The 14,448-nt window shown below is 71.2% G+C and carries 16 protein-coding genes and 1 pseudogene; 8 read left to right on the top strand and 9 right to left on the bottom strand.

Translation table 11 applies throughout. From position 1 onward, the window contains the following. The first annotated feature begins 98 nt into the window (after window positions 1-98). From ACFVVO_RS06740 to ACFVVO_RS06730, 3 genes are read left to right on the top strand one after another with little or no spacing between them, the layout of a single operon-like run. Window positions 99-938 carry an AraC family transcriptional regulator gene (locus tag ACFVVO_RS06740; RefSeq protein WP_390052306.1) on the top strand — a complete coding sequence of 280 codons (840 nt, stop codon included), beginning with the start codon at window positions 99-101 and terminating at the stop codon, window positions 936-938. 23 nt (window positions 939-961) lie between these two features. Beyond that, window positions 962-1,717: an AzlC family ABC transporter permease gene (locus ACFVVO_RS06735; protein WP_390052304.1), complete on the top strand. Its 756-nt coding sequence runs from the start codon at window positions 962-964 to the stop codon at window positions 1,715-1,717. Next, entirely contained in the window at window positions 1,714-2,022 is a 309-nt protein-coding gene (locus ACFVVO_RS06730) for an AzlD domain-containing protein (protein WP_390052302.1), read from the top strand. Before ACFVVO_RS06735 ends, ACFVVO_RS06730 begins: the two co-directional genes overlap by 4 nt. 7 nt (window positions 2,023-2,029) lie before the next feature. Here ACFVVO_RS06730 and ACFVVO_RS06725 read toward each other — a convergent pair whose 3' ends face one another. After that, complete coding sequence (locus tag ACFVVO_RS06725) at window positions 2,030-2,974, bottom strand: hypothetical protein (RefSeq protein WP_390052300.1); 945 nt, start codon at window positions 2,972-2,974, stop codon at window positions 2,030-2,032. 79 nt (window positions 2,975-3,053) lie between these two features. On the opposite strand from ACFVVO_RS06725, the gene ACFVVO_RS06720 reads away from it, so the two are divergent. From ACFVVO_RS06720 to ACFVVO_RS06700, 5 genes and pseudogenes are all read left to right on the top strand, one after another. Further along, window positions 3,054-3,248 (top strand): DUF3046 domain-containing protein, encoded by a 195-nt coding sequence (locus tag ACFVVO_RS06720; protein ID WP_390052299.1) that lies wholly within the window; start codon window positions 3,054-3,056, stop codon window positions 3,246-3,248. Between the two features lie 60 nt (window positions 3,249-3,308). Next, window positions 3,309-4,562, top strand: a complete 1,254-nt coding sequence (locus tag ACFVVO_RS06715; protein ID WP_390052297.1) for an AI-2E family transporter — start codon at window positions 3,309-3,311, stop codon at window positions 4,560-4,562. A 234-nt stretch (window positions 4,563-4,796) separates the two neighbouring features. Continuing rightward, window positions 4,797-5,918 (top strand): recombinase RecA, encoded by a 1,122-nt coding sequence (gene recA / locus ACFVVO_RS06710; protein WP_390052295.1) that lies wholly within the window; start codon window positions 4,797-4,799, stop codon window positions 5,916-5,918. A gap of 3 nt (window positions 5,919-5,921) precedes the next feature. Then, window positions 5,922-6,764, top strand: a complete 843-nt coding sequence (gene recX, locus ACFVVO_RS06705) for a recombination regulator RecX (protein ID WP_390052293.1) — start codon at window positions 5,922-5,924, stop codon at window positions 6,762-6,764. 118 nt (window positions 6,765-6,882) lie between these two features. Continuing rightward, window positions 6,883-7,826: pseudogene (locus ACFVVO_RS06700) on the top strand (ABC transporter permease); the annotation flags it as partial. An 82-nt stretch (window positions 7,827-7,908) separates the two neighbouring features. On the opposite strand, the gene ACFVVO_RS06695 reads toward ACFVVO_RS06700, so the two are convergent. The 8 genes from ACFVVO_RS06695 to ACFVVO_RS06660 all read right to left on the bottom strand — a co-directional run bounded on the left by ACFVVO_RS06695 (window position 7,909) and on the right by ACFVVO_RS06660 (window position 14,280). Next, entirely contained in the window at window positions 7,909-8,322 is a 414-nt protein-coding gene (locus ACFVVO_RS06695; RefSeq protein ID WP_390052292.1) for a rhodanese-like domain-containing protein, read from the bottom strand. Continuing rightward, entirely contained in the window at window positions 8,319-8,810 is a 492-nt protein-coding gene (locus tag ACFVVO_RS06690; protein ID WP_390052368.1) for a cysteine dioxygenase, read from the bottom strand. The genes ACFVVO_RS06695 and ACFVVO_RS06690 overlap by 4 nt, the downstream gene beginning before the upstream one ends. 172 nt (window positions 8,811-8,982) lie before the next feature. Further along, window positions 8,983-9,054, bottom strand: a complete 72-nt coding sequence (locus ACFVVO_RS06685) for a putative leader peptide (RefSeq protein WP_309544753.1) — start codon at window positions 9,052-9,054, stop codon at window positions 8,983-8,985. A 92-nt stretch (window positions 9,055-9,146) separates the two neighbouring features. Next, complete coding sequence (locus tag ACFVVO_RS06680) at window positions 9,147-10,745, bottom strand: FAD-dependent monooxygenase (protein ID WP_390052290.1); 1,599 nt, start codon at window positions 10,743-10,745, stop codon at window positions 9,147-9,149. Window positions 10,746-10,923: 178 nt separating this feature from the next. Then, a complete protein-coding gene (locus ACFVVO_RS06675) occupies window positions 10,924-11,847 on the bottom strand; it encodes an amino acid ABC transporter permease (protein ID WP_390052288.1) in 924 nt (307 codons plus the stop codon). Continuing rightward, complete coding sequence (locus ACFVVO_RS06670; RefSeq protein WP_390052287.1) at window positions 11,844-12,509, bottom strand: amino acid ABC transporter permease; 666 nt, start codon at window positions 12,507-12,509, stop codon at window positions 11,844-11,846. Before ACFVVO_RS06670 ends, ACFVVO_RS06675 begins: the two co-directional genes overlap by 4 nt. A gap of 75 nt (window positions 12,510-12,584) precedes the next feature. Next, on the bottom strand, window positions 12,585-13,418 hold the full coding sequence (locus ACFVVO_RS06665; RefSeq protein ID WP_390052285.1) for a glutamate ABC transporter substrate-binding protein: 834 nt from the start codon (window positions 13,416-13,418) through the stop codon (window positions 12,585-12,587). An 85-nt stretch (window positions 13,419-13,503) separates the two neighbouring features. After that, entirely contained in the window at window positions 13,504-14,280 is a 777-nt protein-coding gene (locus tag ACFVVO_RS06660; protein ID WP_390052284.1) for an amino acid ABC transporter ATP-binding protein, read from the bottom strand. Window positions 14,281-14,448: the final 168 nt, after the last annotated feature.

Below are 14,448 nucleotides of genomic sequence, written 5' to 3'. Positions count from 1 at the left end.
CCGGCCACTGACAATCGGGCTGACCTGGGCGAAAGGGGCGGGCCCGGGCGTGAGCCGCCCGCGGACCGGGGCCCGCCGGCCTGGCGGAGAATGGAGGTATGGCGGGTTCGGCGGAGCGGGCACGGCACTGGCGGTACGAGCAGCTGCCCGGTGTCGACCTGCTGCGTGCCCGGTACATCCACAAGACCTTCGTCCGGCACACCCACGAGAACTTCGTGATCGCGGCCATCGCCGACGGCGTCGAGGTCTTCCACCACCGGGGCTCCGACGTGTCGGCGGGCGCGGGCGCCCTCGCGCTGGTCAACCCGGACACCCCGCACACGGGCCGGGCCGGTGTCCCCGAGGGCTGGCGCTACGGCGCGGTCTATCCGTCGCCCGAGGTGGTGGCCGGGATCGCGGCCGAGACCACCACGATCCGCGGTACCCCCGGCTTCGTCGGCCCGGTCCTCGACGATCCGTACACCGTCCGCCTGGTCCACCAGGTGCTGCGCGCCGCCGAGGAGGGCAACGCGCTGGCCGCCGACACCCTGCTGCGAGTGGTCGTGACCCGGCTGCTGCGGCTCAACGGCGGCTCGCTGCCGCAGCGGCCGCGCCGGACGGCCGGCGCCCGGATCGCGGCACGCGCGCGTGGCGTGCTGGAGGAGGAGATGGCCGCGCCGCCGACCCTGGAGCGCCTGGCCGCCGACCTCGGGACCAGCCCGTTCGCTCTGCTGCGGGCGTTCCGCGACGCCTACGGGATGCCGCCGCACACCTGGCTGACCGACGCGCGCGTGCGCCGCGCGCGGCTGCTGCTCGATACGGGAACCGCACCCGCCGAGGCGGCCGTCGCCGTCGGCTTCAGCGACCAGCCCCACCTCAACCGGCACTTCGCCCGCATCGTCGGCGTGCCCCCGGGCGCCTACCAGCGCGAGCGCAAGAACGTACAAGACGCGGGCTGAGGCACGGACGTACCGTCCGGGGCGTGGCACAACAGACAGCACTCGCGGACATGTCCGCCGAAGGCACCGCCAAGCCCGATGCCGCCGTCGTACGGGACGCCCTGGGCGTCGGCGTCGCGGTGGGGCTGTCCGGGTTCGCCTTCGGGGTGACCTCGGCCGGCAGCGGACTCGGACTCCTCCAGACCTGCGCGCTCAGCCTCCTGGTCTTCACCGGCGCCTCGCAGTTCGCCCTGGTGGGCGCGCTCGCCGCGGGCGGCAGCCCGTTCACGGCCGCCGCCGGCGCCTTCTTCCTGGGCGTGCGCAACGCCTTCTACGGGCTGCGCCTGTCGCAGCTGCTGGCCGTCCCGCGCGCGCTGCGGCCGTTCGCCGCCCAGTGGGTGATCGACGAGACCACGGCCGTGACCCTGGCCCAGCCGACCCGGCGTGCCGCGCGGATCGGCTTCACCGTGACCGGGCTCAGCCTGTACCTGCTGTGGAACCTCACCACGCTGCTCGGCGCGCTGGGCGCGAAGGCCATCGGGGACACCGACGCCTGGGGGCTGGACGCGGCCGGGCCCGCCGTCTTCCTGGCCCTGCTCGCCCCCATGCTGAAGACGCGCACCGAACGTGCGGTCGCGGGCCTCGCGGTTCTCCTGGGCCTCGGCCTGCTGCCCGTCCTGCCGGCCGGCGTACCGGTCCTGGTGGCCGCGCTGGCGGCGCCGGTCGCGCTCTTCGTCGAGGGCCGGCGCATCGGACGCACCCGGCGGAGCGCACCTGACGGAACGGAGGAGGGCCGGTGAACACCTGGATAGCGATCGGCCTGACCGTCCTCGGCTGCTACGCCGTCAAGCTCGCCGGACTGCTCGTGCCCGCGGGCGCCATGGAGCGGCCGCTCGTCCGGCGGCTCGCCGCCCTGCTGCCCGTCGCCCTGCTGGCCGCGCTCACGGCCCAGCAGACGTTCGCCTACGGGCACGCCCTGGTGCTGGACGCCAGGGCGGCGGGGCTCGGCGCCGCCGCCGTGGCGCTGGTGCTGCGCGCGCCCTTCCTGCTGGTCGTCGCCGCCGCGGTGGTGGTGACCGCGGGGGTGCGGGCGATCGGCGGCTGAGCGCGGCTCAACCCACGTAGCGGCCGTATGCCCTGAGGGTGCGCAGCGCCTCGATCGTCACCACGGGCCGCGCCTCCAGCGTCGGGGCCGGTGCCCACTGGCGCCGGCGGACGGGCCAGCCGCCGTCCTCCTGCTGCGCTCCGGCGAGGTAGTCCAGGGAGCGCGTCATCTCCTCTTCCGTGAACCACGCGCGCGCGACTGACCGCGGGCTCCTCGCGAAGTCGTGCGGGAAGTGGTGCTCCCCGGAGGCGTACCCGGGCGCGACCGGGTACGCGTCGAGCCGGTCCGGATCCAGTGCCGCCAGCCGCTGTTCGCGCACCAGGCGGCCGAGCCGGTCGGCCGCCGCCTCCGCGCGCGGACGGTCCGGGACGGAGTCCAGGAAGGCCACCGCGGCCTGCACCTCGTAGGGGTGGGACCTCCGCAGGGACTCCACTGCCTGCCAGCAGAAGTCGGTGGCCCGGAACAGCCACGCGTGCCACACCTCGTTGCGATGCAGCAGCCCCACCACGGGGCCGGTGGTGAGCAGTTCGCTGGGCGGGTCGTCCACGACCGGGACGAACGGTGCCACCGGGTAGCCGCGCTGGCCGGGATCGACCGCCGGCAGCGCGCCGTCCGCCGTCGAGACGGCGGTCAGATGACGGCACACCCGCTCCACCCGCTGCCCGCCGCAGCGCCCGATGGCGTCCAGGACGCCCAGCGCGCGAGCGGTGTGCAGGGGCCGGCTCACGGGTCCGCGCAGATCTGGTTCCAGCGCGTGGCCGTAGCCGCCGTCCTCGTTGCGGTAGGCGTTCAGCGCGGCCTCCACCGGCTCGGCGGCGCCGTTCAGGAAGTGGTACGCGAAGAGCCGCTGCTCCAGCACGCGCGCGGTGAGCCAGACGAACTGTTCGGCGCGGAAGAGCGGGGAGCGCGCCGGGGGCTTTGGACGGAGTGGGGAAGCTCCTGATTCGGCCATGCGACAGACCGTAGGACGGAAAGGCTCTCGGCGGGCGCCTGCCGGCGGGCCCCACCCCCGGGGGCGGGATACTGGAGTCATGCGGTTGACGGTCTTCTGGCAGCGGATGGCGGAACACTTCGGTCCGGGGTACGCCGACACCTTCGCGCGCGATCATGTGATGACGGAGCTGGGCGGGCGCACGGTGCACGAGGCGCTGAACGCCGGCTGGGATGCCAAGGACGTGTGGCGCGTGGTCTGCTCGGTCATGAACGTGCCCGGGGAGAGGCACTGAGCCGACACGAGGACTTCGGGCGGACCGTGGGCTGCCGGTGGCGTGGGCGAGACTGGGTGCGTGGCACCCACTGACGACAATGAGCCGGCCGTCCGGCACGCAGCCTCCCCGACCGCTACGCCGCCGCCCGCCCGGCGCCCGGCCGACGACGGCGCCGCCGAGCGCCCCGGCCGCCGCATGCCCCGCTGGCTCCCGCGTGCCATGGTGCTCGCACTCGCACTCATCGCCTCGTTCCAGCTGGGCAGCTGGGCCTTCCACCAGCTGACCGGACTGCTGATCAACATCCTGATCGCGTTCTTCCTCGCGCTCGCCATAGAGCCCGCGGTGAGCTGGATGGCCGCCCACGGCATGCGCCGGGGCCTCGCCACCTTCCTGGTCTTCCTCGGCCTGACGATCGTCGCGGCGGGCTTCGTCACGCTGCTCGGGTCGATGCTGGCGGGACAGATCATCAAGATGGTCGAGGGCTTCCCCGCCTATCTGGACTCGGTGATCAACTGGATCAACGAGACGTTCCACATGGAGCTCAGACGCGTGGACGTCCAGGAGGGTCTGCTGCACTCCGACTGGCTGCGCAAGTACGCCCAGAACAGCGCGGCCGGCGTGCTCGACGTGTCCGCCCAGGTGCTCGGCGGCCTCTTCCAACTGCTGACGGTCGGGCTGTTCTCGTTCTACTTCGCCGCCGACGGCCCCAGGCTGCGCCGGGCCCTCTGCTCCGTCCTGCCGCCCGCGCGCCAGGCCGAGGTGCTGCGCGCCTGGGAGATCGCCGTCGACAAGACGGGCGGTTATCTCTACTCGCGCGGCCTCATGGCGCTCATCTCCGGGATCGCGCACTACATCCTGCTCGAGGCGCTGGGCGTGCCGTACGCGCCCGTGCTCGGCGTCTGGGTGGGGCTGGTCTCGCAGTTCATCCCGACCATCGGCACCTATCTCGCGGGCGCGCTGCCGATGCTGATCGCGTTCACCGTGAACCCCTGGTACGCGCTGTGGGTGCTGGTCTTCGTCGTGGTCTACCAGCAGTTCGAGAACTACATGCTGCAGCCCAAGCTGACCTCCAAGACCGTCGACATCCATCCGGCCGTCGCCTTCGGCTCGGTGATCGCGGGCACCGCGCTGCTCGGCGCGGTCGGCGCGCTGATCGCCATCCCCGCGGTCGCCACTCTGCAGGCCTTCCTGGGGGCGTACGTGAAGCGGTACACCGTCACGGACGATCCGCGGGTGCACGGACACCGCCGGCGGGATCCGGGCCGTCCCGGCGCTTTCACGCGCGTGCGGCTGCTGTGGGAACGGCGGCCCGACTCGCAGGAGCCCTCGTAGCGGCCCGCACCGCCGGACGCCCTCCGCGGCCCCGCGTGGTGCGCTTGACACCAAAATCGAACATCCATTCTTATGGAAGCTCAGGCAAGGCTCCGGACGGGAATTTTGTCCCCTTTGGTTGGAGTATGTGCCCAGGTTATCCACAGGCCGAGCCTGCGTCGGGGCGCATTGTCAGTGGCAGGCGTTAGCGTCTTTGACGTGAAGCGATCGACTCAAGCAAACCGGGTGGAACCCATGGCAGGAACCGACCGCGAGAAGGCGCTCGACGCCGCGCTCGCACAGATTGAACGACAATTCGGCAAGGGCGCTGTCATGCGCATGGGCGAGCGCTCGATGGAGCCCATCGAGGTCATCCCGACCGGGTCGACCGCGCTCGACGTCGCCCTTGGCGTCGGTGGCCTGCCGCGCGGCCGTGTCGTGGAGATCTACGGACCGGAGTCCTCCGGTAAGACCACGCTGACCCTGCACGCCGTGGCCAACGCCCAGAAGGCCGGTGGCCAGGTCGCGTTCGTGGACGCGGAGCACGCCCTCGACCCCGAGTACGCGAAGAAGCTCGGCGTCGACATCGACAACCTGATCCTCTCCCAGCCCGACAACGGTGAGCAGGCCCTGGAGATCGTGGACATGCTGGTCCGCTCCGGCGCCCTCGACCTCATCGTCATCGACTCCGTGGCCGCGCTCGTCCCGCGTGCGGAGATCGAGGGCGAGATGGGTGACAGTCACGTTGGTCTGCAGGCCCGTCTGATGAGCCAGGCGCTGCGGAAGATCACCAGCGCGCTCAACCAGTCCAAGACCACCGCGATCTTCATCAACCAGCTCCGCGAGAAGATCGGTGTGATGTTCGGCTCCCCGGAGACCACGACCGGTGGCCGGGCGCTGAAGTTCTACGCCTCGGTGCGCATCGACATCCGCCGCATCGAGACCCTGAAGGACGGCACGGACGCGGTCGGCAACCGCACCCGCTGCAAGGTCGTCAAGAACAAGGTCGCGCCGCCCTTCAAGCAGGCCGAGTTCGACATCCTCTACGGCCACGGCATCAGCCGTGAGGGCGGCCTGATCGACATGGGCGTGGAGCACGGCTTCGTCCGCAAGGCCGGCGCCTGGTACACGTACGAGGGCGACCAGCTCGGCCAGGGCAAGGAGAACGCGCGCAACTTCCTGAAGGACAACCCCGACCTGGCCAACGAGATCGAGAAGAAGATCAAGGAGAAGCTGGGCGTGGGTGTCCGGCCGGAGAAGCCCGCCGCCGAGCCGGGTGCGGACGCGGCGGTCGCCGCCCCTGCCGACGACACCGCCAAGACGGCGCCCGCGGCTGCCAAGGCCACCAAGCCCAAGGCCGCCGCAGCCAAGAGCTGACCCGTGACACGACGAACCGACTGGGCCGAGTACGAGTACGCCACCCCCGATGCCCCGCGGGGGAGGGGCACCGGGGGCGACATCGGCTCCGCCACGGCCGACGACGGGTACGGGGGCGACGGAGAAGGGAACGGGGGACTCGGCGGATACGAGGGCGGTGGCAGGCACCCGCGCGGCGAGCCGTACGGGAACGGCACGAACGAGGCCGACGGCCCGGGGCGGCCCGCCGGATCACGTGGCGGCCGTGGGCGCGGCCGCGGCCGCCGGCGGGGCGGCTTCGGGGAGCCGCCCGGTGAGGACGAAGGCGCCCCTACCTCGTCGAGGGCCGAGCGGGGGGAGTCTTCGGGGGACCCGGTCGAGCGGGCGCGGGCGATCTGTCTGCGCCTGCTCACCGGGACCCCGCGCACCCGCAAGCAACTCGCGGACGCCCTGCGCAAGCGGGACATCCCCGAGGAGGCGGCCGAGGAGGTGCTCTCGCGGTTCGAGGAGGTCGGACTCATCGACGACGGCGCGTTCGCGGAAGCCTGGGTGGAGTCCCGGCACCACGGCCGGGGACTCGCCCGCCGCGCACTCGCCCGCGAACTGCGCACCAAGGGCGTCGACTCCACGCTGATCGACGAGGCCGTCGCCCAGCTCGACTCCGAGCAGGAGGAGGAGACCGCCCGGGAACTCGTGGCCCGCAAGCTGCGGGCCACCCGAGGCCTCGAGCGCGACAAGCGGCTCCGGCGCCTGGCCGGCATGCTCGCCCGCAAGGGCTACCCCGAGGGCATGGCCCTCCGCGTCGTCCGCCAGGCCCTGGAGGAAGAGGGCGAGGAAGCGGAGTTCCTCGAGGGCGAGGGCTTCTGACGGCGGGCGCCCGGCCACCGAGCGCCGCCGGCCGCGTGCCGGCGTGGGGTCAGCCCCCGCCCAAGACGCCGGGCCACCGCAGTGCTCCGGCCGCCCCGCGCGGGCGAGGCGGCGCCGCCGGGCCCAGGCGCGCGAGGGTGTCACCGCAGACTGGGTCGTCGCCGCCCAGGGACCCGGCGTCCCGGGCGAGGCCGCGCGGCTGTTGCGGGTCGGCACGACACCGTCACCGAGGTGGTGCACACCACCGTCCGCGTCGGCCTCGACAAGTACCCCGCCCAGGGCGTCACCCCGGCCGGTCTCACCCGCACCTGGGGCCCGGAGGTCACCGCAGGCTCCCTCGCGGACCTCGCCCCCGGCACCGTCGCCGTCAGCCAACTGGCAGCGGATCAACAGCACTTGAAGCCCGGAAGCAGCGTGAAACTGACGCTCGGAGACGGGACGCCCGCCACGCTCACCGTCGCCGCCGTCTACGCCCGGGGTCTCGGCTTCGGCGACCTCACCTTCGCCCACGACCTCCTGGCCCGCCACATGGACAATCCACTCGCCTCCTCCGTCCTCGTCGGCACGGCCCGTACAAAGACACAACTCGCGACTACACTCCGTGAGTTCCCGGGGCTGGAAATTCTTTCGCCGGCCGCCGCCGACTCACTCCAGGCAGAACGGCAGCAGGCGAACGCCGAGGTCAACTACCTGGCCATGGGGCTGGTCCTGGCATTCACCGCCATCGCGGTCGTCAACACCCTCGCCATGTCGGTCGCGGAGCGTGTCCGGGAGTTCGCCCTGCTCCGTCTGGCCGGCGCGACCCGCCGCCAGGTGCTGCGCATGCTCCGCACCGAGGCGCTGTCCGTGCTGCTCCTCGCCACCGTGCTCGGTAGCGGCATCTCCCTCGCCGTGCTCACCGCGTTCAGCCTCGGCATGACGGGCTGGGCAGCCCCCACGGTCGTGCCTCTGCTGTATGTCGCCGTCGTCGCGGTGGCCGCCCTCCTGGCGCTCACCGCCAGTGCACTTCCCGGGCGTGCGGCGCTTCGCGTCAGGGCCGTGACGGTGGCCACCGCGAAGGAATGGGGCGAGCGGCGGTGGCTGCGCCGCCGCCGGACGCTGCCTTCAGGTGAAGGCCGCGGGTCGCCTTCCGGCGGTGGCCCGCTCAGCCCGCCGCCGGCTCCACGGGCAGTCCGTCCGCTCGCCACGCCTGGAAGCCGCCCACCAGGTCCGTCGCCCGGTGCAGGCCCAGTTGGTGGAGGGAGGCCGCCGCCAGGCTGGAGGCGTAGCCCTCGTTGCAGATGACGACGACCCGCAGATCATGGCCGGTGGCCTCGGGCACCCGGTGGCTGCCCTTGGGATCGAGGCGCCACTCCAGTTCGTTGCGCTCGATGACCAGGGCGCCGGGGATCAGCCCGTCCCGCTCGCGCAGGGCCGCGTAGCGAATGTCGACCAGTAGGGCATCACCGGTACGCGCCGCCTCGTGCGCCGCTCGTGCCTCGATGCGCCGGTAGCCCGCACGCACCCGCTCCAGCAACTCGTCGATGCCGGCCGGCCGCACCGTCGGTTCGCCGCTCACTGCCAGTCCTCCGGACGCTCGACCTGCTCCAGGCGCAGCACCTGGCCCGTGCGGCTGTAACGACGGATCCGCGGCAGTGGCGGATAGTAGGCGTGGACCGAGATCGCGTGCCGGTCGGGGGACTCGTTGAGCACCTCGTGCACATGGTGGTGGCCGAAGGCGCGGCCCTGCCCGGCGGGCAGTCGGCGCTCGCGGTCCACGTCCTCGGTGAGCTCCAGGGTCTTCCAGCCGTCGGTGGGCAGCCGGGCCGCCAGCGAGTACTCCTTGAGTTCGCCCGAAGCGGTGACGAATGCGCCGACCGAGTCGGCGTGGTCGTGCCAGCCGGTCCCACTGCCGGGCGGCCAGCCGATCAGCCAGGCCTCGCTGCCGCCGGGGCCCCCGAGGCGCACCCAGGTGCGGCCCTCCGGGTCGAGCGGGAGCGAGGCGATCAGCTCGCCGTCGGCGGCCGTACGCCGCGCGAAGTCGAGGAGGTCGGCCTGGGTCGGCACCTGGCCGGCGGCACCGGCTGCGGCGGGGGGTACGGAGGAGGCGGCGGAGCCGGAGGAGGGGGCGGCCGCAGAGAGGGATGTGGCGGCAGCGGGGGAGACAGACACGTACACCGTCCTGAGGAAGGTTCGCCGAGACGGGCGCACGACGGCGCCCGGGAAAAGGGAGCGAAATTCAGCAGGACGGGCGACACACACAGCCCGCATAGCGGACGAGGTCCATATGGACCCTCCGCCACAGGCGCACACAGGTGTCGGTCACGATCCGGAGTACAGCACGCTGCCGGACGCCGGTCAACTCACCGTCACCATGCGGACAGCGGGTGACGGAGCCCTCGGTCAGCGCACGCCGGAGCTCGCCTCCGCCTCCTTCACCGCGCCACCCACGGCTGCCTCCGCTGCCGCGTACAGGTCGGCGGGGCGTACCCCGCTGAGCGCGGTGACCAGGTGGCCGTCGGGGCGCACGAGCAGCACACAGTGCGCCGGCGCACCCGGGTACTCCTCGGCGACCAGCAGTTCCGCCGGATGCGGAAGCGCGGTCACCGCGGCGGCGAGCCGGGGCATGACCCCCGCGGACACCCAGTGCTTGCGGTCCCACACACCCGTACCGGGTGCGATGAGCACGACGAGCAGCGCGCCGCGGCCCAGCCGGTCGCGCAGCCGTACGAAGGAACCATCCTCCGCCGTGACCCGCACGTCCGTGACCGGTGCGCCCGGCGCGGTCGCGACCGGGATTTCGCCCTCCAGGCGCCCCGGCGCGAGCGGCGAGTCGGCGTACGCCCCCGGCGCGCCCAGCGGGCCGTGCCCCAGATGACCGTCCGTGAGCAGCGCGTCGTGGCCGCGGGCCGCGCCGGGGACGATGTGGCGCAGCCCGCCACCCCCGCGCAGCACCGGCAGCACCTGGTCGGCGGCGCGCAGCCGGGCTGCGACCACCGCACGGCGTTCGGTCTGGTAGCTGTCGAGCAGGGTCTCGTGATGCCCGTGGTGCCAGGCCGGGGCCAGCTTCCAGGCGAGGTTGTCGGCGTCCCGGAGCCCCTCGTCGAGCCCCTGGGTGCCGAGCGCGCCGAGCAGGTGGGCCGCGTCCCCGGCCAGGAACACCCGGCCGGCCCGCCAGCGCCGGGCCAGTCGGTGATGCACCGTGTGGACACCCGTGTCCAGCAGGTCGTACGGCGGAGTGGAGCCGTCCGTCCAGCCCGCGAGGGTCTCGCGGATCCGCGCCACCAGCAGCTCGGGCGTGACCAGGTCCTTGCCCGGTGGCAGCAGCCAGTCCAGGCGCCACACGCCGTGCGGGAGGGGGCGGGCGGTCACCTCCCCGGCCGAGGGCCCGGACTGCCGCCACGGCGGCATCCGGTGGAGCAACGCCTGACCCTCCCACGGAAGTTCCGCGCGCAGCGCGGCGACCGCGTGCCGCTCCACCGCCGTGCGGCCCGGGAAGCGGATGTCCTGCAGTTTGCGCACCGTCGAGCGGGGACCGTCGCAGCCGACCAGATAACTCCCGCGCCACCACGTGCCACTGGGGCCGCGGGTGTGCGCGGTGACGCCGGAGCGTTCCTGCTCCATCGAGTCGAGCCGGCTGTCCGCGGCGACCTTGACCAGCGGCTCGTCCGCGATGGCCGCGCGCAGGGCGCCGGTGAGCAGGTGCTGGGCGATGTGCAGCGGGGCGGGGTCCGCCGCGTCGAAAGTGATCTCACCCATCACCTGCCTGCGCCGCACCGACCTGAATCCGGTCCATCTCATCCCCTGGTCACCGAGCGCGGTCCCGGTCAGCCGCTCCACCAGGGCGGCCGTGTCCTCGCGCAGTACGACGGTGCGCGCCGGGCGCGGTTCCTCCTTGCCCGGCCCCTCGTCCAGGACGACGGACGGAACGTCCTGACGGGCCAGCGCCAGGGCGAGCGTGAGCCCGACGGGCCCCGCTCCGACGATGATCACCGGGTCCACGGCGCGGCGCCCCCTGCCCGCAGCGGTGCCCTCGGGGATGTGTGTGAACAGAAGGTTGGAGCAGGGTGCACGATCACAGAATGTATGCAACCCATTGGCAGAGTTTGCGTCAAGCGACCGGAGGCAGTGGCGATCATGCCACTGCCTCCGGGGGCCGTACGGGTGACGTGACGGTCGGTCAGGCGATGCCACCGGGGCCGGCGCCGGCGCCGACACCGTCCCCGCCCGCCGTCGTACCCGGCGTGTCAGTGACGTCCTGGGCTCCGAGGACCGCACCGGTCGACTTCTTGCGTCGCCGCAGCCGGCCTTCGAGCCAGCTTGCGAAGGAGGTCAGCGAGAAGTTGATGGCGATGTAGATCGCGGCCACCACGGTGAGAGAGGCGATGATGTTGGCACCGTAGTAACCACTCATCGTGTTCGCCGAGGAGAGCAGCTCGGGGAAGGTGAGGACCGCGCCACCGATCGCGGTGTCCTTCACGATCACGACCAGCTGGCTGACGATCGCAGGCAGCATCGCGGTGACCGACTGGGGCAGCAGGATGAGCCGCATCACCTGGTTCTTGCGCAGACCGATCGCGAAGGCCGCCTCGGACTGGCCCTTCGGCAGGGCGAGGATGCCGGCTCGGACGATCTCCGCGAGCACCGACGCGTTGTAGAGCACGAGACCGGTCACGACCGCGTAGAACGGCCGGTCGTTCGAACTGATGTTGGTGTACTGGGCGAACAGGGCCAGCCCGAAGATCATCAGGACCAGCACCGGGATCGCGCGGAAGAACTCGACGACGGCCGCCGCAGGGACACGTATCCAAGCGTGGTCCGAGAGACGGGCGATGCCCAGTACGGCGCCCAGTGGCAGCGCGGTGACCATCGCGAGCGCCGCCGCCTCCAGTGTGTTCTGCAGACCCGGCCAGATGTATGTCGAGTACGCTTCCGAGCCGCTGAAGAACGGCTTCCACAGCACCCAGTCCAGCTGGCCCTTGTCGTCCAGGGCCTTGTACACCCACCACACGACGGCCGCGAGGGCGACCAGGAAACCCGCCGTGTACAGGACGTTGCGCCGCTTGGCGCGGGGTCCCTGGGCGTCGTACAGGACCGAACTCATCGCTTCACCGCCACCTTCTTGCCCACCCAGCCGAGGATCAGACCGGTCGGCAGCGTCAGGCAGCAGAACCCGAAGGCGATGACAGCGGAGATCAGCAGCAGCTGTGCCTCGTTCTCCACCATCTCCTTCATCAGGAGCGCCGCCTCCGCCACGCCGATCGCGGCTGCCAGCGTCGTGTTCTTCGTCAATGCGATCAGCACGTTGGCCAGCGGGCCGACGGCCGCGCGGAAAGCCTGGGGCAGCACGATCAGGCCGAGCACCTGCGTGAAGCTCAGGCCGATGGCCCGGGCCGCCTCCGCCTGGCCGACGGGAACCGTGTTGATGCCGGCGCGGATCGCCTCGCAGACGAAGCAGGACGTATAGACGGTCAGGCCGAGCACAGCCAGCCGGAAGTTGCTCGTGTCGACCACGTCCGAGCCCAGCGTGATGCTCATCGTGTCCCTCAGGCCGAGGGAGGCGAACAGGATGATCACCGTGAGCGGGATGTTCCGCACGATGTTCACGTAGGCGGTGGCGAAGCCGCGCATCAGCGGCACCGGCCCCACCCGCATGCCGGCCAGCAACGTGCCCCAGATCAGGGAGCCCACGGCGGACAGCAGTGTGAGCTGCACCGTCGTCCAGAAGGCGCCCAGCACGTCGTACTTGTCAAGAAAGTCGAACACGATCTCCCGCGCTTCCGCGTGTAGGGATGCCCGGGTGCGCCGCGGTCAGGAGCGGCGCACCCTGCGGGCGTTGCCTCAGCTCTTGATCTCGCCGATCTTCGGAGCCTGCTCGTTCTTGTAGTCGGCCGGGCCGAAGTTCTTGTCCACGGCCTTCTGCCACGAACCGTCGGAGACCATCTCCTCCAGGGCCTTGTTGATCTTGGCCTTGAGGTCGCTGCCCTTCTTGACGCCGATGCCGTAGTTCTCGTTGGTCATCTTGAAGCCGCCCAGCTTGAACTTGCCCTTGAACTGGGACTGGGAGGCGTAACCGGCGAGGATCGAGTCGTCCGTGGTCAGGGCGTCGATGGCCTTGCTCTGCAGACCGGTCAGGCAGGCCGAGTACGTCGGGTACTGCTGGAGCTGCGCCTTGGGAGCCAGCTCGGCCTTGACGTTCTGCGCCGACGTCGAGCCGGTCACCGAACACAGCTTCTTCTTGTTGAGGTCCGCCGGCGACTTGATGGTGTTGTCGTCCGCGCGGATCAGCACGTCCTGGTGAGCCAGCAGGTACGGGCCGGCGAAGTCGACCTTCTGCTGACGCTCCGGGGTGATCGAGTAGGAGGCGGCGATGAAGTCGACGTCGCCGCGCTGCAGCATGGTCTCGCGGTCGGCGCTCTTCGACTCCTTCCACTCGATCTGGTCCGCGCCGTAGCCGAGCTTCTTCGCGACATAGGTGGCTACGTCGACATCGAAGCCCGAGTAGCCCTGCGGGGTCTTCTGACCGATACCGGGCTGGTCGAACTTGATGCCGACCGCGATCTTCTTGCCACCACCGGACGAGCTGTCGTCGTCCTTGCCGCCGCCACAAGCGGTGGCACCCACGGCGAGGGCGAGTACGGCGGCCGAGGCGGCGGTGACCTTGCGGAGCTTCATGGTGAACATCCTTTGCGTGGTGAGAGAACGAGGCCGGTGAGGGACGGGCGACCCCGGAACGTCAGGGCGCGCGGGCTCCGCGCCGTCAGTGGTGCAGGATCTTCGACAGGAAGTCCTTGGCCCGGTCGCTGCGCGGCGCGCTGAAGAACTGGTCGGGCGCAGCCTGTTCGACGATGCGGCCGTCCGCCATGAAGACCACCCGGTTTGCAGCCGATCGTGCGAAGCCCATCTCGTGGGTGACCACGATCATCGTCATGCCCTCGCGCGCGAGCTGCTGCATGACCTCGAGGACCTCGTTGATCATCTCGGGGTCGAGGGCCGAGGTCGGCTCGTCGAAGAGCATGACCTTCGGGCCCATCGCCAGCGCCCGGGCGATGGCGACGCGCTGCTGCTGGCCACCGGAGAGCTGCGCGGGGTACTTGTCGGCCTGGGTGCCCACGCCGACCCGGTCGAGCAGCGCGCGGGCCTTCTCCTCGGCCTGCTTCTTGTCCGTCCTGCGGACCTTCATCTGGCCCAGCATCACGTTCTCGAGCACGGTCTTGTGCGCGAAGAGGTTGAAGGACTGGAAGACCATGCCGACGTCGGCGCGCAGCCGGGCCAGCTCCCTGCCCTCATGGGGCAGCGGCTTCCCGTCGATCGTGATGGTGCCGGAGTCGATGGTCTCCAGCCGGTTGATGGTGCGGCACAGGGTCGACTTCCCGGACCCGGAGGGCCCGATGACCACGACGACCTCGCCGCGGGCGATCGTCAGGTCGATGTCCTGGAGCACATGCAACGCGCCGAAGTGCTTGTTGACGCTCTTCAGGACGACCAGTTCGTCGGTCGCGGCCACGTCTTCCTTGGCCACCGATACTTCGGTCATCGCTCTCGGGCTCCGTCCTCCTCGGTTTCCGTGGACAGTAGTGAGACGCCGTGACCAGCGTCATCACATCTGAGGGGAATCTGAGCATCACGATCCGATAGCAATCGGACACGTGTCGTAGCACTTGCGTTCTGTGCCACGTATCGGGCGCATAACGGAAGCGGCAGG

The organism is Streptomyces sp. NPDC058145, assembly GCF_042884245.1.
Classification (GTDB): domain Bacteria; phylum Actinomycetota; class Actinomycetes; order Streptomycetales; family Streptomycetaceae; genus Streptomyces.
Note: the sequence above shows the minus strand (reverse complement) of the source record. Positions and strands in the feature narration are given on the sequence as shown.